The 20,665-nt window shown below is 65.2% G+C and carries 19 protein-coding genes; 11 read left to right on the forward strand and 8 right to left on the reverse strand.

What is annotated here, in order from left to right:
• Positions 1-609 precede the first annotated feature (609 nt).
• Complete coding sequence (locus tag AWB81_RS32480; protein WP_062641336.1) at positions 610-1,782, forward strand: thiolase family protein; 1,173 nt, start codon at positions 610-612, stop codon at positions 1,780-1,782.
• A gap of 65 nt (positions 1,783-1,847) precedes the next feature.
• Here AWB81_RS32480 and AWB81_RS32485 read toward each other — a convergent pair whose 3' ends face one another.
• From AWB81_RS32485 to AWB81_RS32505, 5 genes are all read right to left on the reverse strand, one after another.
• Complete coding sequence (locus tag AWB81_RS32485) at positions 1,848-4,019, reverse strand: TonB-dependent siderophore receptor (protein WP_062641300.1); 2,172 nt, start codon at positions 4,017-4,019, stop codon at positions 1,848-1,850.
• A gap of 320 nt (positions 4,020-4,339) precedes the next feature.
• On the reverse strand, positions 4,340-5,116 hold the full coding sequence (locus AWB81_RS32490; RefSeq protein ID WP_062641338.1) for an alpha/beta hydrolase family protein: 777 nt from the start codon (positions 5,114-5,116) through the stop codon (positions 4,340-4,342).
• 38 nt (positions 5,117-5,154) lie between these two features.
• A complete protein-coding gene (locus tag AWB81_RS32495; protein WP_062641302.1) occupies positions 5,155-6,267 on the reverse strand; it encodes a DUF3182 family protein in 1,113 nt (370 codons plus the stop codon).
• Between the two features lie 214 nt (positions 6,268-6,481).
• Complete coding sequence (locus AWB81_RS32500) at positions 6,482-7,732, reverse strand: NAD(P)/FAD-dependent oxidoreductase (protein ID WP_062641305.1); 1,251 nt, start codon at positions 7,730-7,732, stop codon at positions 6,482-6,484.
• A 105-nt stretch (positions 7,733-7,837) separates the two neighbouring features.
• Entirely contained in the window at positions 7,838-8,995 is a 1,158-nt protein-coding gene (locus AWB81_RS32505) for an epoxide hydrolase family protein (RefSeq protein WP_062641307.1), read from the reverse strand.
• Positions 8,996-9,127: 132 nt separating this feature from the next.
• On the opposite strand from AWB81_RS32505, the gene AWB81_RS32510 reads away from it, so the two are divergent.
• From AWB81_RS32510 to AWB81_RS32520, 3 genes are read left to right on the forward strand one after another with little or no spacing between them, the layout of a single operon-like run.
• Positions 9,128-9,451, forward strand: a complete 324-nt coding sequence (locus tag AWB81_RS32510; RefSeq protein ID WP_062641309.1) for an ArsR/SmtB family transcription factor — start codon at positions 9,128-9,130, stop codon at positions 9,449-9,451.
• Positions 9,444-9,902, forward strand: coding sequence for an SRPBCC family protein (locus AWB81_RS32515; RefSeq protein ID WP_062641312.1), 459 nt, complete (start codon positions 9,444-9,446; stop codon positions 9,900-9,902). Before AWB81_RS32510 ends, AWB81_RS32515 begins: the two co-directional genes overlap by 8 nt.
• Before the next feature lie 15 nt (positions 9,903-9,917).
• The gene (locus tag AWB81_RS32520) at positions 9,918-10,451 is read left to right on the forward strand and encodes a nucleoside deaminase (RefSeq protein ID WP_062641315.1); all 534 of its coding nucleotides are present in this window, start codon (positions 9,918-9,920) and stop codon (positions 10,449-10,451) included.
• 4 nt (positions 10,452-10,455) lie between these two features.
• On the opposite strand, the gene AWB81_RS32525 is transcribed toward AWB81_RS32520, so the two are convergent.
• Both AWB81_RS32525 and AWB81_RS32530 read right to left on the reverse strand, forming a co-directional pair.
• A complete protein-coding gene (locus AWB81_RS32525) occupies positions 10,456-11,847 on the reverse strand; it encodes an FAD-binding oxidoreductase (RefSeq protein ID WP_062641318.1) in 1,392 nt (463 codons plus the stop codon).
• A complete protein-coding gene (locus AWB81_RS32530) occupies positions 11,844-12,833 on the reverse strand; it encodes an isopenicillin N synthase family dioxygenase (RefSeq protein ID WP_062641321.1) in 990 nt (329 codons plus the stop codon). Before AWB81_RS32530 ends, AWB81_RS32525 begins: the two co-directional genes overlap by 4 nt.
• Before the next feature lie 290 nt (positions 12,834-13,123).
• Between AWB81_RS32530 and AWB81_RS32535 the strand changes: the two genes are divergently transcribed.
• The 7 genes from AWB81_RS32535 to AWB81_RS32565 all read left to right on the forward strand — a co-directional run bounded on the left by AWB81_RS32535 (position 13,124) and on the right by AWB81_RS32565 (position 19,440).
• A complete protein-coding gene (locus AWB81_RS32535; protein ID WP_062641322.1) occupies positions 13,124-13,951 on the forward strand; it encodes a transporter substrate-binding domain-containing protein in 828 nt (275 codons plus the stop codon).
• A 55-nt stretch (positions 13,952-14,006) separates the two neighbouring features.
• Complete coding sequence (locus tag AWB81_RS32540) at positions 14,007-14,657, forward strand: amino acid ABC transporter permease (protein ID WP_062641324.1); 651 nt, start codon at positions 14,007-14,009, stop codon at positions 14,655-14,657.
• Positions 14,658-14,667: 10 nt separating this feature from the next.
• Positions 14,668-15,330, forward strand: a complete 663-nt coding sequence (locus tag AWB81_RS32545; protein ID WP_062641325.1) for an amino acid ABC transporter permease — start codon at positions 14,668-14,670, stop codon at positions 15,328-15,330.
• Positions 15,331-15,366: 36 nt separating this feature from the next.
• The gene (locus AWB81_RS32550; RefSeq protein WP_062641326.1) at positions 15,367-16,239 is read left to right on the forward strand and encodes an amino acid ABC transporter ATP-binding protein; all 873 of its coding nucleotides are present in this window, start codon (positions 15,367-15,369) and stop codon (positions 16,237-16,239) included.
• A complete protein-coding gene (gene hisC, locus AWB81_RS32555; protein WP_062641328.1) occupies positions 16,236-17,363 on the forward strand; it encodes a histidinol-phosphate transaminase in 1,128 nt (375 codons plus the stop codon). The genes AWB81_RS32550 and hisC overlap by 4 nt, the downstream gene beginning before the upstream one ends.
• 12 nt (positions 17,364-17,375) lie before the next feature.
• A complete protein-coding gene (gene hutC, locus AWB81_RS32560) occupies positions 17,376-18,179 on the forward strand; it encodes a histidine utilization transcriptional repressor HutC (RefSeq protein WP_062641330.1) in 804 nt (267 codons plus the stop codon).
• Between the two features lie 292 nt (positions 18,180-18,471).
• Complete coding sequence (locus tag AWB81_RS32565) at positions 18,472-19,440, forward strand: ferritin-like domain-containing protein (RefSeq protein WP_062641331.1); 969 nt, start codon at positions 18,472-18,474, stop codon at positions 19,438-19,440.
• A 27-nt stretch (positions 19,441-19,467) separates the two neighbouring features.
• Here AWB81_RS32565 and AWB81_RS32570 read toward each other — a convergent pair whose 3' ends face one another.
• Complete coding sequence (locus AWB81_RS32570) at positions 19,468-20,331, reverse strand: NmrA family NAD(P)-binding protein (RefSeq protein ID WP_062641334.1); 864 nt, start codon at positions 20,329-20,331, stop codon at positions 19,468-19,470.
• Between the last annotated feature and the right edge of the window lie 334 nt (positions 20,332-20,665).

The raw sequence follows: 20,665 nt of genomic DNA on the forward strand, positions 1-20,665 counted from the left end.
GCTCTATCAGTATCGGAATCGAGCTTCACTTGGCTAGCCGCGCACAATAATTCACCCATAGATTCCCCCGACGATCCAGAACTTTAGGGGCTTGGTGCGCGGCACGCACTGTGTCATCGCACAGCCAACAAATTGGCACAGCAGTCATTCATCCGTTTTCGCTTCGCTGGACGAGAGGTACGTCAGTCGCGCGGTTGAGGTTCGCGGTCGAGGTTGAGGTTGCAATCCACTTGTTTTCGGTTGTGCCCGTCGTCCGAGCGAAGCGCGGACGGACCGGAACGAAGTGCTTACCACTTGGTTGGACTGCGAGGGGTGTCAGTGCGTGCGCGCGCCAAGCCGCGCGGGTGTTTGAGGGCGACACTTAGGCGCTGCGCCACTCGGTAATGCTAGTGCGTTGACGTATTGCGACTGCTGCCTGAAAAGCTGCTTTCTTTGCTTACTTTCTTTGCAGCAGCAAAGAAAGTAAGTCCCGCCCCGGACAGGGGCAGTGCTAATAGACCACAAAGAAAGCAAGTTCCACAGAAGCGCAGAAACATCAACCAATACACACCTACATCCCGTAGACCATCAAGATTTCTCGTCACAAACGAAATGCAAATGGAGGCAACAATGCGCAAGGTAGTGATTGGCGGCGTCGGCATGACGCCCTTTGGCAAGTTTCTCGACCGCAACCTCAAGTCGCTGGCAGAAGAAGCGGTCGGCCTCGCGCTGAAGGACGCGCGCGTCACGGTGAACGATGTCGATCGCGTCTTCTTCGGCAATGCAGCGGCAGGCGTCGTCACCGGACAGGAGATGATTCGCGCGCAGTCGTCGCTGCGCAATACCGGACTCGACGGCAAGCCCATGTACAACGTCGAGAACGCCTGCGCGTCGGGCAGTTCGGCGCTGAATCTCGCGTGGCTGTCGATCGCGTCGGGGCAGGCCGAGACCGCACTCGTGGTCGGTGTCGAGAAGCTCTCGCACGAGGACAAGGCCGTATCGTTCGGCGCGTTCGCGAAGGCCGTCGATTTAGAAGAGCCGCTTCCCGAAGGCCTCACGGCCGGCACGGGCTCGCTCTTCATGGACCTCTATGCGGCCAAGGCGCGCAAGTGGATGGAGAAAACAGGCGCCGACGCAAGCGACTTCGCCCGCGTCGTCGTGAAGAACCGGCACGCGGGATCGCTGAACCCGGTCGCACAGTTCCGCAAGGAGACGACCGTGGCCGAAGTGCTCGAAAGCCGCATGGTGAGCAACCCACTCACGCTCTTCATGTGCTCCTCGATCGGCGACGGCGGCGCAGCCGTGTTCATCTGCTCCGAGCAGTTCGCGAACCGGCACGACATCCGGCCCGTGTATATCCGCGCGAGTTCGATCGTATCGGCAAAGGCGGACGGGTCTGGCGAACTCGTCGCGGTGCGGGCCGCGCAGGCCGCGTATGAAGAGGCGGGGATCGGGCCGTCGGACGTGCATGTCGTCGAGTTGCACGACGCCTCGGCACCGGCCGAGCTGATCCATTACGAGAACCTCGGCCTGTGCGCGCCCGGCGATGCCCCGAAGCTCATCCGCTCCGGCGACACCGGCATCGGCGGACGCATCTCGGTGAACCCGAGCGGCGGTCTTCTGTCGCGCGGTCACCCTGTCGGCGCAACGGGCGTGGCGCAGATCGTCGAGCTCACGCAGCAGTTGCGCGGGACGGCCGGCGCGCGGCAACGCCCGGGCGCGAAAGTCGCGCTCGCCGAGAACAACGGCGGTCAGCTGGCAGGCGACTCGGCGGTCGCGCTCGTGACGATTCTTTCGACCTGACAGGGCCGGGCGGCGATGCGTGCACGCGGGCAATCGAGCGCCCGCGCGCACGTCATGCGGCCGGATCAGAACTGCAGCGTGGCGCTCGCTACCGCGGTGCGCGTCGCCGACGGCACCACGTAGTAGCCCCACGCGGTCGTCCAGTAGCGGCGGTTGAACAGATTGTTGATGCCCGCGCGCAGGATCACGTCCTTGCCGGCGACCCGCGTGTCGTAGCGGCCGCTCAGATCGTAGGTGACATACGCCGGCACGAACTGCGTGTTCGCGGCATCGACCGCCGTGTCGCTGACGTACTTCCCGCCGAACGCAACCGTCAGCGAGCGCAGGTACGACGGGTTGTATTCGACCCGGCCCGTCGCCGTGAAGCGCGGCGCGCCGTAGACGCGCTTGCCTTCGATCGTCGGATCGTCGACATCGGTCGCCTTCGCGTTCAGCCACATCACGCCGCCGAGCAGACGCCAGTCGTTCGCGAGCTGGACCCAGCCGCTCGCATCGATGCCGGTGTACTGCTTGTTGCCGCTCTGCACGAAGACATTGGCCGAATTCGTGTACTCGTAGCCCTGATCGACGCGGAACAGCGCGAGATTGGCGCCCCACTTCTGGCGATCGGTCTTGAAGCCCACTTCATACTGCTTGCTCTTCAGCGGACCGAACGTATCTGGGAAGTTCACGTTGGTGTTCGACGCCGCTCCGCCCTGCTGCAACGACTCGACATAGCTCGCGTAAAGCGTCGAATACGGGTCGGTCTTGAACATCAGGGCGACGGTCGGCGTGACCGGGTTCGCGTCGTATTGCGCCGTCGTCGCGCCGCTCGGATCGTACGTATGCTGGCGGAACTGCGTGTAGCGCAGGCCGAGCAGCGCCGAGAAGCGCGAGTTGAACTGCACCGTGTCGCTCGCGTAGACGGCGGTTTGCGTCGTCAGCGACTGGCGGTACAGGTTCTCGCCGATGTGCACGGCCGAGTTCGTGAGCAGCGTGCTGCTGTAGATGTTGCCTTCGCCGAGCACGTAGCCGTTGTTCCAGCCTTCGCTGTCGTCGTACTCGCTCACTTGCGACTGGTAGCCGGCGCCGACCACGACATCGTGCTTCACGCTGCCCGTGTTGAAGTTGCCCTGCACCATCGCATCGACGTTCTGGTAGAAGTAGCGCGTCAATGCCGCATAGAGCGTGTTGGTGTAGTTGCCGGCGGCATCGGAGACGAAGAGCAGGCTGTCCGAGTTGTAGCGGTTTTCCTTCGCGAAGCGGTACTTCAGGCTCGCATGCCAGTTCTGCGACAGGCGATAGTCGACGCCCGCGCCGAACGAGGCCATTTCGGTCTCGTACCAGTTCTGCGGCTGCGTAAGCTGATGCGTGACCGTGCTGGCGTCTGGGATGCCGAGGCCCGAGCCGAACAGGAGGCCGAACAGCGTGCCGTTCGTCTTGCGCTTCTGATAGAACGCGTCGATGCTCGCGGTCAGGTCCGGCGTGATGCGGAAGTCGAATGCCGCCGATGCCACCTGGCGCCGCACGTGGCCATTGGCTTCGGCGGTGTCGCCTTCCTCGTTCACGAGGTTCACGCGGTAGCCGAAGCGCTTGTCGGCACCGATGCGCCCGCCCACGTCGATCTTCTCGCTGAACACGCCCGCCGACTCGTAGCCGATCGAGATGCTGCGATACGGGTCGTCGGTCGGGCGCTTGAGCACGTAGTTGACGATCCCGCCCGGCGCGCCGAAGCCGTACATGAAGCCGGACAGGCCCTTGAGCAACTGCACCTGTTCGAAGGGTTCGAGCGGCAGATCGGTGTCCCACGACGGAAAGCTCTGGCCGTCGACCTTGATGCCGTTCAGCGTATCGATCGGCATGCCGCGCACGCTGAACATCGAGTTTTCCGCGATTGCGTTGGTGCTCGTGACCGTTACCGCCGGGTCGTACTTGAAGAGATCGTTGGCGGTCCTTGCAAACATGTCCTCGCCCTCTTCGCTCGTGACGACATGCGTCGAGAACGGCGTATCGACCTGCTTGCGCGAGCCGAGTGCGCCGGCGCTGACGGTGTCGGTCTGCGTCGCGGGATCGTCGCGCGAAGCAGTGACGCTCACGGCCGGCAGCGTCGTCGAATCGGCGGCGGCTTGCGCCCAGCCCGTCGACGACAGGGTGCAAAGCGAAATGCCGACGCTCGCCATGAGCGCGGCACTGAGAAACGATGGGCGGCTTGCGATGCGCACGAACGCCGGACGACAGTCGACGGTAGAAATCTGCATGTTGTGTTTGAGTTGGACGTAGTCGAGCGCCGCGCAGCCTTGGGATAGCTGGGCGTCGTCGCTCGAAGCGTGAAGTTGATTAAGCGGATCTGCGTATGGCGAGCGCCATCTTAAATGATAGTGATTCGCATTTACAATAGTTTTTTAATTTGTGTTGTTTTGGGCGCAGCGAATTTCGGACGATCGTGAGATTGTTCGTCTGCGGAAACTGCGCTTTGAGAAGTCGGAGTGTTTGCCGGTAGACGGAGAGCGTGCATGGGCGTGGAGAACACCCGAAGCGATACTGCGACTCGGCGAAACCGTGCGCGCGACGACCGACGTCAGCGCGCCGCCTGCATCTGGGCGTCGCCGCGACTGCCCGCGCGCCGCCCGCCGATCATTTCCGCGAGCCAGTTCACGACCAGCGCCGTGTACGCGCGCTGGCTGCCTTCGTCGGAAAGGCCGTGATCGGCGCCGTCGATCACGCGGTAGGTCAGCGAATGCGCCTTCAGAAACGCCTGCAGGTAACTCGCGATCACGGTATGCGGCACGATTTCATCGCGCTCGGATTCGACGAGCAGCACGTCGCCGCGAAAATCCGCTGCCGAGCGCAGCGCGCGGTTCTCGCCCGACGCCACGATGCGCCGCCGATACGCCACCAGGTCGTGCTCCTTGTGCAGCGCGCGCTTCGGGATGTCCCAGCCTTCGTCGAGATAGAGCGCGGGCACGCGCAGGCCAAGCCAGCGCACGGGCCGTATCGACGTGAGAATCGATGCCAGGTAGCCGCCGTAGCTGCTGCCGATCACCGCGATCGAACTGCGGTCGATCAGCGGATGGGCGGCGAGCGTGTCGTAGGCGGCGAGCACGTCGCCGAGATTGGTTTCGCGCGTGACGGTTTCCTGCTCGTGCTGCGTGCGGGCGTGGCCGGTCAGGTCGAACGTGAGGCACACGCAGCCGAGCGCCGCCGCCTGACGCGCGCGCTCCATGTACTGCTCCTGATTGCCGCCCCAGCCGTGGACGAAAAGGACGCCCGGAATCGTCGTCTGCGGCGCGACGAACGTGCCGTCGAGATAGCCGCGCTCGATGGGGATTTCGATCTGATATCTGTCCGCCGTCATGGCTTCGCGCTCCTTTTCCACCAGACTCACCGTGCGGGTTAGCCGTCGACCGTGCAGTATTTCGTGATTTCGCCCGCGTGCGGATCGATGCCGTGGTAGTACACGCACGCATCGGCCGGAACCGCCGCGTTCGCACCGTAGATCTCCGTCGTCGACGCCCGCACGATTCGTACCGCCGGGTCGTCGCGCAATGCTTTGAGCGCGCCGATCTCCGCGCCGCTCGCGCCGCCAATCCGCCACGACTGCTCCAGCACGCCGCGATACGTCTGGCCGCGCGCGTCGGTGCCGCTGCCGACGTCGTAGTTGCGCCGCGAAGCGAAGAACCCGTCGAACGTATCGGACACGGCTTCGTCGAACGCGCGCGATTGTTCGATCGCGGTTTGCGCTTCGGCTGGCATGTCGATGCAGGAAAGCGCGTCGAAACCGCCGCGCACGACGACCAGATCCGAGCCGCCATACACCTGATGACCGTGGTTATTGGTCGTCAGCCGCTGCACGCCGTAATAGCTTGCTTCGAGACCGCCGAGGCACGCCCGGCCGACGCTCAGCGTCTCGATGTCCTGCAAGTCGCGCTCCAGCACGACGCCTTCAGCGCGCAATGCCTCCTCGCCGATATCGTCCAGTTGGGCGTCGAGCGCCGCGCGGTCCGCGACCACCGCCTGCCCTGTCCCGCCGATTCCCGACGGCCGCTTGAGGCGCACCGCGCCGTCGCGCCACAGGAGCGACGCGGCCGCGTGGGCGTCCCCGCGGGTGAACGCCGAGAAGCCCGGGAGCACGATCCCGCTAACACGCTCGCCGAAGCCGGACGCCCAGCCCTCGGGCGCCTCGTGCGCGCCCGGCGGCAAGCCGTGGACGACCACTTTCGTCCCGACGAACGGAAACGGCACCACGCCGCCGTACAGGTTTCGCTCGCTCGCGAGGCCCAGGCGCCGCGCGTCGTGGCTGTCGAGCGTGTCGTCGGGAATCAGGTAGCGGTTCGCCGGATATTGCCGCGCCGGATCGAACTCGCCGGCGAACGACGCGCCCATCAGCGCCGCGATTTGCCGCGCGAGTTCCAGCTGGGTCTCGATCTCGTGCCGTCCGCGGGCCGCCTTGCGTCCCTGGCTGTACGCGATCACAACCGGCCGTTCGTCTGAGGGCAGCGCGTTCATGTTGGCACTCCCGGCGCTCGACGCCGCTTGGAAATGTCCGGCGAAGGGAACACGACGGGCGGATCGCGGATACCGGCCGTCCCTGCGCGCCCGAAACAATCCGGGCCGCATGTCGCCGGACGTACAGCAAGTCACGTACCGCTCGTCAACTGATTGAAAGCGCACGGTTGTGCGAACCAATCCCGCTTGCTCGAAGGGCATCAGAAGCGCTGCTTCATTGCGCCCCGGAAGCGCGCCGGGTCGGCGGCGGCGTCTGCACGACCGGCTCGGCCGCCCGAAGGATGTCCTCCCGCACGCGATTGCGGGGCGGATAGATGCGCTCGCAGTTGATCGTCTGCTTGGTCTTTTTCGCCGCCGCGCCTTCGGCCACGAGCTGCCGGTCCCAGCCCTCGGTATAGACCGCGCCCCACGGACCGAGGTCGAGAATCGTCGTGTACCAGTCGATGGAAAGCGGCAGCATCGGCAGGTCGAACAGATCGCAGACGACGTTGTGTCCGGCGAAGCGCCCCATCGGCCGGCTGTGCTGGCACGACATCACCGACGCCCGCACGCCGTCCACCAGAAGCCGCGCGCAGTCGCCGGCGGCGAACGCGTTCGGCACGCTTTCGACGCGCAGGAACGAATCGACGGGAACGCGGCCCAGCGCGTCGAGCGTCACGGGAAACTGCGCCGCGAGCGGACTCGCGCGCATGCCGCCGCACCATGCGACAGTCGCCGCCTCGATGCGGGTGCCGTCGGTCAGCTCGACACCCTCGCCGTCGAGCGCCTTCAGCGAGACGCCGGGCAGCAGTTCGACGCCGAGCGTCGTCAGCGCGCGTTCGATGACGGGCTGCGCGCCGCCCATCGCCTGGGCGATTTTTGCGGAGCGGTCCGCGAGCACGACGCGGATCGCGTGCCGCTCGCCCGCGGGCACGATGCTTTGCAGGCGCGAGGGCAACTCGGCGGCGAGTTCGACGCCCGTCAGCCCCGCGCCGACCACGACGGCCGTATAACGCCCCGGCGACGCGCTGCGCGCGCCGAGCGAGTGCAGATGATCCTGAAGCCGACACGCGCCCGCATAGGAATCGACGTCGAACGCGTATTCCGCGAGACCCGGAATGTCGGGATGAACCAGCCTGCTGCCCGCGGCGAGCACGACGCGGTCATACTGGATTTGCTGCGCGGGCTTCAGGTCGTCGAGGGCTTCGGGCAGCACGGAGACACACTGGTTCGCGACATCGATCTTCGACACCGTTCCTTCGATCAGGCGCACGCCGATCGGGTCGAGCACGTCGGTCAGCGGGACGAGCGTCGCGGCGAGGTCGGACTCGTAGTTGCGCACACGAATGCTGTGAAAAGCCGCGCCGTTGACGACCGCGACCTCGACTTCGCCGGCGGGAACGGACAGTTCGTCGAGCTTGCGCGCCGCGCCGATGGCGCTCCACAGGCCTGCGAAACCCGCCCCGATCACCACGATTCGCTTCATGAGCCTCTCCCGTCAGGCGATGCGCAGCAACGGAGAACCGTCCGCCCGGCGCAGCCGGACGCTGCACGTAGCCTACTCGCGGCGCCGGCCGATGGGAAGGCGCGCCTAGCGCAACGCGCCGAAGAACGCGCGCACTTCCGACGCGAGCAACTCCGGCTGTTCGAGCGCCGCGAAGTGACCGCCCTTCGGCATCACGCTCCAGCGGCGCAGGTCCGTGAACACGCGCTCGGCAGCCGAGCGCGGCGGCCTCAGGATTTCGCGCGGAAATTCGGCGTAGCCCGTCGGCGCGCCGATGGTATCTCCCGGCGGCAGGGTCACGGCGCCGTGCATGCGCCCGTAGTACGGCCAGAACGACGCGTTGATCGATCCGGTGAACCAGTAGAGCGCGATGTCGGCGAGCATCTTGTCGCGGCTGATCGCCCGCTCGACGTCGCCGCCGCAGTCCGACCACGCCCGGAATTTCTCGACGATCCAGGCCGCCAGTCCGGCGGGCGAGTCCGTGAGCCCGAACGCGAGCGATTGCGGCCGCGTTCCCTGAATCGACGAATACGCGCTCCCGTCGTAGGTCCAGTGCGCGAGCTGGTCGAGATAGCGCTGCTCGTCAGCGGTCGGGTTCGGATACGCCGCCGGGTCGCGGCTCGCCGCCGACATGTAATTGAGATGCACGCCGATCATCGCGTCCGGATGCACGTAACCGAGCCGGCTCGCGATGGCCGAGCCCCAGTCGCCGCCTTGCGCGCCGAAGCGCTCATAGCCTAGAACGCCGTGCATCAGGTCGAACACGCACTCGGTCATCGCGGGGATGTCGAAACGCGGCTGGTTCGGGCGAAACGACAGGCCGTAACCCGGCAGCGACGGCACGACGAGCGTGAACGCGTCGCGCGGATCGCCGCCGAAGCGGGCGGGATCGGTGAGAAGCGGAATGATCTCGATGAACTCGAACACCGAGCCCGGCCAGCCGTGCAGCAGCACAAGCGGCATCGGCGCGGGGCCGTTGCCCTGCACGTGCAGGTAATGCAGGTCGATGCCGTGCAGGCCGACGTTGTATTGCGGGAACGCATTGAGCGCCGCCTCCTGCGCGCGCCAGTCGAAGCCGTCGCGCCAGTAGTCGACGAGGTCTGCGAGATAGGCGACGTCGGTGCCCGCCTGCCACGGCTCGCCGGGCGCCTGATCGGGAAAGCGCGTGCGGGCGAGGCGCGCGCGCAGGTCGTCGATGTCTTCATCGGCGACATGGAGGGAGAACGGAACCGGCTTCTCTTTCATGATGTGATCCGCCTTTTCGGTCGAGTGCCGGCCCGATGCCAGCCGTCAAGCGAGCAAGTTACCAGCAAGCGCGATTTCAGGCGCACGACGCGTCGCACTTGACATGCAACCAAATGGTTGCATAATGAACCCATGGACGACGACGCGGTATTTCGTGCTCTGGCGGATGCGAACCGCCGGCTTCTGCTCGACCGGCTGCACGCGAAAAATGGTCAGACGCTCGGCGAACTGTGCCTGGGGCTCGACATCACGCGCCAGGCGGTTGCGAAGCATCTGGCCATTCTCGAAGACGCGAATCTCGTCTCATGGAAGCGCCAGGGCCGAGAGAAGCTGCACTTCATCAATCCGGTCCCGATCAACGAGATCGCGGAACGCTGGATCGGGAAGTTCGAGCAGCCGCGGCTCGCTGCCCTGTCCGATCTCAAGAAGTCCCTCGAAGGAGATGAGCATGACTGACGCAGGTTCGACTCAATTCGTTTATGTCACTTTCATCCGCACCACGCCCGAACGGCTCTGGTCCGCGCTGACAAGCGCCGAATTCACGAAGCAGTACTGGTTCGGCATGCATCACGAAACCGACTGGAAAGCAGGCTCGCCGTGGCGGCTGATGTTCCCCGACGGCCGCGTCGCCGATTCCGGCGAAGTGGTCGAGAGCGATCCGCCCCGGCGTCTCGTGCTCAAATGGCGCAACGAGTTCAGGGAAGAGCTGAAGGAGGAAGGCTATTCGCAGTGCCGCTTCGAGATCGAACCCGTCGAGCGCGCCACCAAGCTGACCATCACGCATTCGATCAACCGGAAGGACTCCAGGTTCATCGGCGCGGTGTCGGGCGGCTGGCCGCGTATCCTGTCTAACCTGAAGTCCCTGCTCGAAACGGGCGAACTGGTTTTGCCCAACCCATCCACCTGACAGAGAGGAAATCGAATGAGCATCGACGTGCGTTCCAATCAGGAAACCCGCTATCCGCCGCAAGGCCTTCCGCCCACGCGCGAGCAGATCGTGCGGCATCTGCGGCATGCAAGCGCCGTCGCAGAGCGCGCAACGCTGATGGGCCATCATCCGTTCGGCGCGATCCTGGTCGGCCCCGATCAGGAAAGCGTGCTGATGGAGCAAGGCAACGTCGATACCGTGAATCACGCCGAGTCGGTGCTGGCGCGCGTCGCGGCGCTGAACTTCACGCCGGAATATCTGTGGAGCTGCACGCTGTACACGACGGTCGAGCCCTGCTGCATGTGCGCGGGCACGGCGTACTGGGCGAATATCGGCCGCGTGGTGTTCGGCATGACCGAGGAACGGTTGCTCGAAGCCACCGGCGATCATTCCGAAAATCCGACGATGAGCGTGGCATCGCGCTACGTCTTCGACCATTGCCAGAAGGCCGTCGATCTGATCGGCCCGGTGGCGGAGGTCGAAGAGGAAGTGCTGCGCGTGCAGCGCGACTTCTGGGCGAAACGCTGACGCGCTAGATCAGCTTGCCGGGGTTCAGTATGCCGTTCGGGTCGAGCGCACGTTTGATCGCGGTCATCGCCGCGATCTCCTCGGGCGAACGCGAGAGCGGCAGGAATTCGCGCTTGAGGAGCCCGATGCCATGCTCCGCCGAAACCGATCCGCGATAAGGCACGACCATATCGTAGACGAACGCATAGACCTCGTGATGCGACACGCCCGGCACCGAATGTCCGTCCACGGTCACGTGCAGGTTCGAATCGCCGATATGGCCGAAGTAGTACGAGCGGTTCGACGGCCAGCGCGCATCGAGCGCCGTTCGACATTCGTCGACGAACTGCCCGATCGAGCCGATCGGCAAGCTCACATCGAAGTTGATCGGATCGAGCCGCGCGGGGAATTCCGCCGTGCACTCGCGGATGTGCCACAACGCGCGGGCGTCCGCCACCGATTGCGCGACGATCGCATCGCGCACTGCGCCGGAGTCGAATGCATCGGCGAGCACGGCGGCGAAGCGCTCGCCGTCGTCGGTAGCATCGAAGCCCGCGTGTTCGATCAACGCGTAAAGCGGATGCGCCGCGGCAAATGGCGAGCGCGCGGATTGCGTGAGGGAAACGCCGAAGTCGAAGAAATCCGGCCACATGATCTCGAACGCGCCGATATCGTTGCCGAAGCGCGCCGAGAGCGTGCGCAACAGCGCGACGACCTGATCGTAGCCATCGAGCGCGACAAGCGCCGTGTGACGCCCTGCGCGCGGTGGATGCAGCCGCAGCACCGCGCGCGTGATGACGCCGAGCGTGCCTTCCGAGCCGACGAAAAGCTGCTTCAGGTCGTAGCCCGTGTTGTTCTTGATCATCTTGTTCATCGAACTCAGCACGGCGCCGTTCGCGAGCACGGCTTCGAGGCCGAGCACCTGCTCGCGCGCGGTGCCCGACTGGATCACGCGATTGCCGCCCGCGTTGGTCGCGAGATTGCCGCCGATCTGGCACGAGCCGCGCGCGCCGAGATCGAGCCCGAGTTCGAAGCCCGCCGCCGTCGCGGCTTCCTGCGCGGCTTGCAAGGTGGTGCCGGCGAGCACGGTCATCGTGGCCGCTGCCTTGTCGATTTCTTCGATCCCGGCGAGCCTGTCGAGCGAAATCGCGATGTCGGCCGGACGCGCAATCGCGCCGCCCGCAAGCCCCGTCATGCCGCCTTGCGGCACGACACTCTGGCGCGCTTCGTTGCAGATCGCGAGCGCGCGCGATACCTCTTCGGTCGAGCGCGGCAGCACGAGCGCCGCGGGCCGCGCCGGCGCGTGGCCGGTCCAGTCGGTCATCGAGCGTTCGCCGATTGCATCGCCCACGCGTACGCGGTCGTCGCCCAGGGCCTCGCGCAACGCGGCGATGGTGGAGTCGAGCGGCGCGCTCATGCGGCCGTGCCCTGCTGCTCGGCTGCGCGCTTCTTGCGATAGCCCATCGAATCGTTGATGCGCCCGAGGATGTAATCGCCTGCCGCGACCGGCGCATGACGCACCTCGCCCGCCGGCGTGCCTAGCTCGGCAGGATCGACGATGGCGCCGTAAGTCGGATCGTAGAAGGTCGCGATCGAATAGCGCTCGCGGCCCGACGCATTGATCACGCGATGCAGCGTCGAGCGGAACCGGTCGTTGGTCCAGCGCGCGAGCAGGTCGCCGACGTTGACGACGAAGTTGCCCGGAATCGGCGGCGCATCGATCCAGGTGTCGTTTGCGATTTCGCGCACTTGCAGGCCGCCCACCTGATCCTGCCAAAGCAACGTAATACAGCCGTAGTCCGTATGCGGCGCGACGCCGAACTGATCCTCGTCGGATTGCGGCGGCTGCGGCGGGTAATAGACCATCTGCGTGCGCTGCATGCGCTTCGTGTAGAGCGACGCGAAAAAATGCTCGTCGATGTCGAGACTCGACGCAACCGCGCGCAGCAGATGACTGCCGCACTCGCCGATCGCCTCGTAATAGCCGTAGAGCGCCGGCCGAAGCTCGGGCATGAAGTCCGGCCAGTTGTTCGGACCGCGCAGCGCCTGACCCGCGAGCACGTCGGGATCGTCCTCGGGCAGTTCGAGGCCGATGCTGTAGAACTCCTTGTAGTCGGGGCGCTTTGCCTGGTACATCGTCGCGTCGCCGAGCGAATTGAAGCCGCGATGCCGGTGATTCACCGCCGCGCGCCGCTTCGTTTCGACCGGATACGCGAAGAACTTGCGCGCCGCTTCTTCGGCCGCGTCGATCACATGTTGCGGCACACCATGATTGACGATGTAGAAGAAGCCGATGGTCGTGCAGGCTTCGCGAATCTCGCGGCCGACGCGCGCGAGCGCGGCGGCGTCGCCTTCGCGCACGCCGTTGAAATCGATGAGGGGAATCCGGGTGACTGACGGCATCGGCTGGCTCCTGGAGCGGCGTGGCGACGGGGGAATTCGACTCGCCGTCGCGCGAAAAAACACGCGCGCGGCATGACGCATCTCCGGTTGTATATACCGCCAATTCCGGCACTGCAAGTTGCAATGCAGCGACCGGTACCGCAACTGATCCGGCACGTTCATGCGCCTGTTAATCCGCGAAGAATTTCTTTTTGGTCATCGAAATTTCGCGGTATATACTGCCTCGCATACCGCGCTGACCACACCCTCTGCCGACGCGCGACGACCGCTTTGCCACCCCGGAGACTCAGATGAATATCCTTGCAGGCTGGAAAAGTCGTGTGCTGATGCTGACCCTGTGCGCCGCGAGCGTGTGCGCGCATGCCGAAGATCAGCTCGCGAAGGTGAAGAAGGCGGGCGAACTGGTCGTCGGCACGGAGATGCAGTTCGCTCCGTTCGACTTCCTCGAGAACGGCCAGCAGGCGGGCTTCAACAAGGACCTCTTCGCCGAGATCGGCAAGGAGATCGGCGTGAAGGTGCGCTTCATCGACCTGCCGTGGCCGAGCGTGCTGCCCGGTCTCGAAGCGGGCAAGTTCGACATGGTCGGCGGCCCGATCACCGTGACGAAGGCGCGCATGGAACGCTATACGTACACGCTGCCCGTCGCCGATGCCACGGACGCCTTCCTCAAGCGCGCCAACGATTCGAACCTCAAGCAATCGTCCGATGTAGCGGGCAAGACGGTCGGCGCGGGCAAGGGCTCGGCGCAGCTCGATCAGTTGAAGACCTACGCGGCCACGCTGCCGAAGCCGCCGGAAATCCGCGAATACGTCGACAACAACCAGGCTTACGCGGACCTCGCGGCCGGCCGGATCGTCGCGGTGGCGAATTCGATGACCAACATCGCGTACGTTGCGAAGCAACGCCCGGAGACGTTCGCGGTCGTCCAGCCGCCGTTCGGCGCGAAGGTGTACTTCGCGTATTGCCTGCGCAAGGACGCGGACAGCAAGCCGCTCGCCGATGCGTTCAACAACGCGCTCCTGAAGCTCGACAAGGACGGACGCCTCGCCACGCTGCAGAAGAAGTGGTTTGGCGTCGCGATGCAGGTTCCGCCGACGCTGCCGACCCCGAACTACTGATCTACGCCGCGCCGCCCAGGCGTCTGCAAACCAAGCGTCTGAACACGGAGGCCCTATGTTCAGCATGACCGTTTTCGCCCAGGGCATCCCGCTCCTGTTGCAGGCGGCGGTCGCGACCATCGGCATTTCGCTCGCCGGGCTCGTGATCGGTTTCTTCGTCGCGATCGGCGTGTGCTCGGCACGGCTTTCGCCGAGCCGGGCCTGGCGCGCGGCGGGCGGCGCCTACGTGTTCTTCTTTCGCGGCGTGCCGATGCTCGTGCAGTTGCTGCTCGTCTACTACCTGCTGCCGTTCGCCGGCATCAACGTGCCGCCGCTCGTCGCGGCAATCAGCACGGTGTCGCTGTGTTCTGCGTCGTATATCGCGGAAATCCTGCGCGGCGGCTTTCTCAGCATCCCGCCGGGACAGATCGAGGCGGCGCGCATGGTCGGCCTGTCACCTCTCGATACGCTGCGTCGCATCCTCGTGCCGCAGGCGTTCCGGCTGACGCTGCCGTCGCTTGTCAACGAGATGGTGCTGCTGATCAAGGCGTCGTCGCTGATCTCGGTGGTCGGGATCGCCGAAATCACGCGCACCGCGCAGAACATCGCGGCAAGCACCTATCGGCCGCTGGAAGCGTATGTCGCGGCGGGCCTCATCTACTTCGTGATCTGCGGCGCGCTATCGCTGGTGGCGCACACCGCCGAAGTGCGACTGCAACACGCCTGAGGACGACGCCATGCAGCAATTCGACCCAGCCGTCATCACACACAACCTGTCCGCCATCGGCGCGGGACTCGCGACGACGATCGGCACCTGGATCGCCGGCGTCGTGCTCGGCCTCGCGATCGGTTTCGTCATCGCGCTTCTGCAACTCTTTTGCGGACGTTGGGTGCGCGCCCTGCTCCGCGCGTACATCGAACTCTTTCGCGGCACGCCGTTTCTCGTGCAGCTCTTTTTGCTGTACTACGGCGGGCCATCGTTCGGGCTGACGCTCGAACCACTGACGGCGGGCATCCTCGGCCTCGGACTCTACGGCAGCGCGTATTTCGCCGAAGCGTTCCGCTCGGGTTTTCGCGCGGTGCCGCCGGGACATCTCGAAGCGGCATCGTGTCTTGGCATGTCGCGCTGGCAAATTGTCTTGCGCATCCAGATTCCGCAGATGTTCGTGCTGATCGTGCCCGCGCTCGTCAATCTGATCATCGTGCTCAGCAAGGAAACGGCCGTGCTGTCCATCGTGACCGTGCCTGAACTCACGTTCGTGCTGACCGGCATTGGCTCGGCGACGTTCGCCTTCGTCGAGACGCTGCTCGCGCTGTGCGTGTGCTATCTGCTGCTCGTCGAACTCGCGTCGCGCGCGGGACTCTGGGCGGAAGCGCGGCTCACGCGCTTTCTCGTCTGACATGTGGATTGTTATGCCTCGTCACCAGGTGAACCGATGAATGCCATGATCGACCTTCCCGCTTCCGCCGCCGAGTCCTCCGTCATCGAGACGCCCGCGCCCTCCTCGCCGCTGATCGAAGTGCGCAATCTCGGCAAGCGCTTCGGCGAAGTCGAAGTGCTGCGCGGCGTCGATCTCGATATCGAACGCTCGGAAGTGGTCTGCATCATCGGGCCGTCGGGCTCGGGCAAGAGCACGCTCCTGCGCTGTCTCGCCGCGCTCGAAACGTATGACGAGGGCGAAGTGCGCATCGAAGGCGAACTGCTCGGCTACGGCGAACGCAACGGACGGCGCGTGCGTGCATCGCAGGGCGAGATCAATCGCGTGCGGCGCAACATCGGCATGGTGTTTCAGCAGTTCAACTTGTGGCCGCACATGACCGCGCTCGAAAACGTGATGGAGGCGCTGCTGCGCGTGCGCCGCCTGCCGCGCGCGGACGCGAAGAGGCGCGCCAACGCAATGCTCGACACAGTCGGTCTCGCGCACAAGGGCGACGCCTATCCGGCGAAGCTCTCGGGCGGACAGCAGCAACGCGTGGCAATCGCCCGAGCGCTCGCGATGGAGCCGCACATCATGCTCTTCGACGAACCGACTTCCGCGCTCGACCCCGAACTCGTCGGGGAAGTGCTGCAGGTGATGAAGCAACTCGCGCGCGACGGCATGACGATGGCCGTCGTCACGCACGAAATGGGCTTCGCGGCGCAGGTCGCGGACAAGGTGATGTTCATCGATCAGGGACGCATCGCCGTGCAGGGCAAGCCGCGCGAAGTCTTTCACGACGCAGGAGAGCCGCGTCTGCGCCAGTTCCTGCAGAACTACTTCGACCGCAACGCGTTCTGGTCGCGCGGCGGCGAAGGAGAAACCGCATGAGCGCGACCGATTCGTTCATCGCGGCGTTGCGCCCCGAAGTGCGCGATCTGCCCGCCTACAACGCGGGCGCGTCGGCCGAGCGTGTGCGCGAGCAGTTCGGCGTATCGCGCGTAGCGAAGCTCGCGAGCAATGAGAATCCGCGCGGCGCGAGCCCGCTCGTGCGCGAGGCGTTGCAGCGGGCGGTCGAGGAAGGCGTCGCGCTGTATCCGGACCCGTCGAGCAGCGCATTGCGCGAGGCAATCGGCACGACACTCGAAGTCGCGCCCGCGCGCATCCTGTTCGGCAATGGGTCGGAAGACCTGCTGTCGGTGGCGGCGCAGACGTTTCTCTCGCCCGGCGATGAAGTCGTCACCGTCACGCCGTCGTTCGGCTTGCATCTGATCTATCCGCAACTCGCGGGCGCGCGCGTGCGCGCCGTGCCGATGCGCAATCTGCGTTTCGATGTCGATGCGCTCTGCGAAGCGCTCACGCCGCGCACTCGCATGCTGCTCGTGAGCAATCCGTCGAACCCCGTCGGCGCGGCGCTCTCAGGCGCTGAATTCGAGCGCGTGCTGTCGGCGCTCGCGCCGGGCACGCTGGTCGTCTGGGACGAGGCGTATTTCGAGTACGCGCGCGTCGATCCTTCTTACGCGGCAAGCTTGCAGCTACTGAAGCAATCGCGCTCGCCGTGGCTCGTGCTGCGCACGTTCTCGAAGGCCTATGGGCTTGCGGGTTTGCGCATCGGTTACGGCATCGCTTCGGATGCGCGTCTCGCCGATCTCATGAACCGCGTGCGCACGCCGTTCAACATCAACCGTCCCGCGCAGTGCGCGGCACTCGCCGCATGGTCGGATACAGCTTATGTCGCCGACAGCGTGCAGCACGCGATCCGCGAGCGCGAACGCATGCGCGACGCGCTCACGGCGATGGGCTACGAATGCGCACCGTCGCTCGCCAACTTCCTGTTCTTCGACGCGCGCGAAGACGCGGATGCCCTCGCGCAACGCCTGATGCGCGCGGGGGTGATCGTGAAGCCGTGGCGCGAACCGGATTTCACACGATGCGTGCGCGTCTCGACAGGCAGCCGCGACGACAACGATCTCTTCATCGAGACGCTCGGGCACTTGCGCTCGGCGCGACACTGAGGAGGCGGCGCGATGTCGGGAACCACGCACACGAAGTCGGCCGAACCGCCACACAAGGCCCTCGACACCGCCGATACCGATGCCGACACGGACGCCCCGCTCGCCCGCTACGCGCAGGTGAAGACCTACATCCGCGGCAAGATCGAGGCGGGCACGTGGCAGCCGGGCGATCGCATTCCTTCGGAGCTGAGCCTTGTCGAATCGCTCGGCGTGTCGCGCATGACCATCAACCGCGCACTGCGCGAGCTGACGGGTGAAGGCTGGATCACGCGGCTTTCGGGCGTCGGCACGTTCGTCGCCGAGGCAAAGCCGCAGTCCACGCTGCTGATGATCGCCCACATCGGCGACGAAATCCGCGCGCGCGGCCACGAGTACAGTTCCGAGACGCTTCTCGTGCAACGCGAGAGCGCGCCGGCCGCCGTGGCGAACGCACTGAGCCTGCCGCCGAGTTCGTCGGTGTTTCATTTGATCTGCGTGCATCGCGAGAATGGCGTGCCGGTGCGTCTCGAAGACCGCTACGTGAATCCGGCCGTCGCGCCCGCGTTTCTCGAACAGGACTTCACGTCCTTGCGTCCTTCCGAATATCTCTCGGCGACAGTGCCGGCGCACGAGATCGAACATGTCGTCGATGCGTGCCTGCCGACGCGCTCAGAAGCCGAACTGCTAGAGATCGCGCCCGACGAGCCGTGTCTTACCCTCGTGCGCCGCACGTGGTCAGGCGATGCCGCAGTCACGTTCGTGCGCTTCGTGCATCCCGGCTCGCGTTATCGGCTTGGCTGCCGCTTCAAGCCCGACGACTCGCGTTACCAAAGCTGATCCGCCGCGACTCCGTAACGGTTGCCGACGCCTCTCCCTCCTCCCGGTATGTAATGCGCGAGCGCTCGACGCTCGCGGTTTATTTGCAACGTCTTGCATCCGTCCTCGTCACGCCTTCGTAACTGCTGTTGAAGACAGCCTGCGGGTCGCATCCGTTCGACCCGGCGCTTCTTCGTGTTCTTCGCGCCCGCGTTTCGCCATCGTCCTGTCGCGCAAGGCCGTCTCTTGCACTCCGGAGCGCGCAGTCCCGCAGGCACGTCGTCAAATCAGCAAACCATTGAAGGAGATGACCATGAACGATGCTTCCGTGCTGATGGGTGTGATGGACCGCCGCGCCGAACGGCGCGCAGAGCGACGCCGGTTCTTTCGCAACGCGGGCGGTCTCGGGCTCGGGCTCGTCGGCGGCACGCTCATCAGCGCATGCGGCGGCGGGTCGGGCAACAACGTGATGGCGAGCACGACCGCGCCCACCGACGAAGAAATCCTCAACTTCGCGCTCAACCTCGAATACCTCGAAGCGCAGTTCTATGCGTATGCCGTGACGGGCACGGGACTGCCGGCCGGCATTCTCGGCGGACAGGGCACGCAGGGCGCGGTGATCGGCGGCGCGCAGGTGCCGTTCCAGGACCCCCTCGTCTCGCAGTACGCGAAGGAGATCGCGCGCGACGAGATGGAGCACGTCACCTTCCTGCGTACCGCGCTGGGCGGGGCGGCGGTCGCGCAACCGGCCATCGACATCGGCGGTACCGATCCGAACGGCGCGTTCTCGACGGCGGCGCGCGCGGCGGGTCTCGTCGGCGCGGGCGTCGCGTTCAACCCGTACGCCAACGACAACAACTTCCTGCTCGGCGCGTTCATCTTCGAGGACGTGGGTGTGACCGCATACAAGGGCGCGTCGCCGCTTATCACCAACAAGACGTATCTCGAAGCTGCGGCCGGCATTCTCGCCGCCGAGGCCTATCACGCGGGACTCGTGCGCACGACGCTCTATGCAAAGGGACTCGAAACGCCGAGCCTGCGCACGGCGGCCGGCGCGATCTCGGACGCGCGCGACAGTCTCGACAACACGGTCGACGACGACCAGGGCATCGTCGGCGCAACGCCCGACATCGCCAATATCGTCCCGCTCGACCAGAACGGGCTTGCGTTCAGCCGGACCTACGCCGACGTGCTCAACATCGTTTATCTGACGAGCGCTTCGGCAGTCAAGGGCGGCTTCTTCCCGAATGGTGTGAACGGGACGCTGCACATGAGTTCGTGAGCAACGCATGTGGGGCGCGCGCCTGCATCACGCGCGTCCGACCAGACCGCGCAGCACCGCTTCCAGGCCGACATCACCCTTGACGATGCCGGCCGGATCGCCTTCGAATTCGATCCAGCCTTCGTTGAAGCCGTCGAGCATCTGAATGCGCGGCATCGGGTCCCTCGTGCCTTGCGAGCGGAAGAGCGCACCCCACGTCTCGCGCGGGACGGCCTCGGCGCGAAGTGGCCGGCCGAGGATGCGAGCGAACGTATCGGCGATGTCGTTCGGCGTGACGCGCTGAGGCCCTTCCAGTTCGACGATGCGCCGTCCATGCCAGTTCTCCATCAGCATCTGCGCGGCCACGCGCCCGATATCCGCCGTGGCGATCATCGGGACTGGCTTGTCGAGCGGCTGCAGGAAGCTCCGGATCACGCCTTCGTCGCGAGCGGACGCGACATCCCACGCGGCGTTCTCCATGAACCACGCGGGACGCAGGAACGCGACGGGCATCGGCAAATCTCCAAGCGCCTCTTCCATCAGCGTGCGCTGGGTCAAGAGGTTCGACTGCTCGGCTTGCGCGCCGATCGTCGAGAGACACACGACTTTCGCAGGCCGCGCCGCTTCGAGTGCCGACTTCACGGCGTCGATGACCGCGCGCGCTTCGGGAAAGCCCGGTGCCGGATCGAATTCCGGTGGCGGCAGGATGAACACGCCCTCCGCGCCGCGAAACGCTTCGGCGAGCGATGCGGCATCGTCCATGCGCGCGAGGGCCATGTCGCAGCCTCGCGCGGCCCACGCGCGGCCCTTGTCGGCGTCGCGCACGACCGCGCGCACTGCGACGTTCTTCTCCAGCAGCGCGTTTGCGAGCGCCCCGCCGACCTGTCCGGTGATGCCTGTGATGGCGTACATGATGTTCTGCTCCTCAGTAAGTGAATCGGATGCGTTGCATCTTAGGCGCCGGCGATCGTTGATGGAATCGACGCTGTGTCAAATAATTGGTGACTTTCAGTCATTAAACGGTTTTTTCGACGTTTGATGAACTCAGGCTTCTGTGGAATTTGTATTTTTATTGGTCTATTAGCTCTGCCCCTGTCCGGGGCGGGACTTACTTTCTTTGCTGCTGCAAAGAAAGTAAGCAAAGAAAGCAGCTAGGGGCCAACTGTATCAGGACGTGACCACACCAGCAGTACCGAGTGGCCCAGCGCCTAAGTGTCGCCCCCAAAGGACCACCGGGCTTGGCGCG

This window comes from Caballeronia arationis, assembly GCF_001544975.2.
Taxonomy (GTDB): domain Bacteria; phylum Pseudomonadota; class Gammaproteobacteria; order Burkholderiales; family Burkholderiaceae; genus Caballeronia; species Caballeronia arationis.